The sequence below is a fragment of the Peribacillus sp. P4_C12 genome (assembly GCF_056402095.1).
The window spans coordinates 1-1,522 of record NZ_JBFUIB010000732.1 but is presented as its reverse complement, the minus strand read 5'-3'; the positions used below and the strand labels follow the sequence as shown (position 1 = coordinate 1,522).

The 1,522-nt window shown below is 35.5% G+C and carries 2 protein-coding genes; both read left to right on the top strand.

Annotated features, from left to right (window positions below):
* Positions 1-153 precede the first annotated feature (153 nt).
* Positions 154-831: an ABC transporter ATP-binding protein gene (locus AC1DUW_RS28490; protein WP_053345656.1), complete on the top strand. Its 678-nt coding sequence runs from the start codon at positions 154-156 to the stop codon at positions 829-831.
* Between the two features lie 130 nt (positions 832-961).
* Positions 962-1,231 (top strand): hypothetical protein, encoded by a 270-nt coding sequence (locus AC1DUW_RS28485; protein WP_477644139.1) that lies wholly within the window; start codon positions 962-964, stop codon positions 1,229-1,231.
* Positions 1,232-1,522: the final 291 nt, after the last annotated feature.

Sequence of the window (1,522 nt, the reverse complement as noted above, 5' to 3'; positions counted from 1 at the left end):
ATATTGATGTAAGTGTAACATCCCAAGATGTGCTGAAAGTAGGTGGATTAGGTCTATTAATCGCAATCTTATCAACCATTATTCCAGCATTATCGATTCTTCGATTGAAACCAAAAGAAATTTTATTAAAAGATTAATAGGAGGGATATACACATGGACACTATTTTACAGTTTAAAGATCTGAATTACCATTATCAAAGCAATAATAAAAAAATCACTATATTAGATAATGTAAACTTTGCGTTTCAAGCTGGACACTTTTATACCATTTTAGGACCATCGGGATCAGGAAAAACAACAACCCTTAGTTTAGCAAGTGGATTAGATATCCCAAGTAGAGGGAATGTAGTATATAAAGGAACAGATATAAGGAAGATAGGTTTGGATTCCTATCGAAACCAACATGTCTCGATTATCTTTCAATCATATAATCTCATTACGTATATGACTGCTCTTCAAAATGTAGTCACTGCGATGGAGATTACAGGAGTCGATGTGAAAGACAAAAAAGCAAAAGCACTTGAGTTATTAGAAAAGGTAGGGCTGACAGAAGGAGAAGCAAAAAGAAAGGTATTACAGCTTAGCGGTGGTCAGCAACAGCGTGTAGCGATTGCTCGTGCATTATCTTGTAATGTAGATTTATTAATAGCTGATGAACCAACTGGGAATCTAGATCAAGAAACTTCCATGGAAATTATCGAGTTATTTAAAGAACTTGCTCATAAAGAAAATAAATGTATCATTGTCGTCACTCATTCACAAGAGGTGGCTAAACAATCTGATAAAGCGGTGTATCTCGAAAAAAGAAATTTAGTAATCAAAGAGTTGTAAGGCAAATAAATAGTAGAAGTTACAACTCGTTTCGGTAACGCTGTTAGATAAAAAAAGAAATATAACTAAGTAATATAAATTTAATTAGAGAAGATGTTCAACTACATGAAAAAGGAATGAGAAGATGTGGATGAAAGTATGGATTAAAATTGCAACATCCATTGGTTTAATAACAATAGGTCTTTTAATTGGTTCGTTTACAAACTTGATGAATTTAGGGGATAATCCAGAATTGGATGACAAAGAAAAAGATAGTTATCAAGATTTATTTCAGGATAATCCAGAGGTGTTTTTCCCTTCCAATCAAGATGAAATGGGACCAAATCAGGGAGACATGTCCCCTCATAATCAAGGAGGGTCTGAGGAAGGCTCTACAAAGGGGGAAGCAAAGCCCTATTAAGGTTCAGAGGATACGCAAAAATAAAAGAAGAGCATTAGGAAATATTCAGAAGGTAAAAATAATGAAGTCTCCAATGAATGAGTATGAGTAAAAAAATACATGCTTAAAGATTCTATATTTTTAAATATAGAATCCAGACTGTAGACAAACTCGATGAAAATCGAGTTTGTCTACAGTTTTTTTGAGGGGGTGTAAAAATTCGAACGTTGATTGGAACGTAGGGCACTCGCTTTCCGCGGGCGGTCAGGGAGCCTCCTCGGCGCCTTTGCGCCTGTGGGGTCTCCCTTGGAC

Bases quoted from the DNA above. Each gene is read 5' to 3' on its own strand.
- AC1DUW_RS28490 (WP_053345656.1), top strand. From the start codon at position 154: ATGGACACTATTTTACAGTTTAAAGATCTGAATTACCATTATCAAAGC.
- AC1DUW_RS28485 (WP_477644139.1), top strand. From the start codon at position 962: ATGAAAGTATGGATTAAAATTGCAACATCCATTGGTTTAATAACAATA.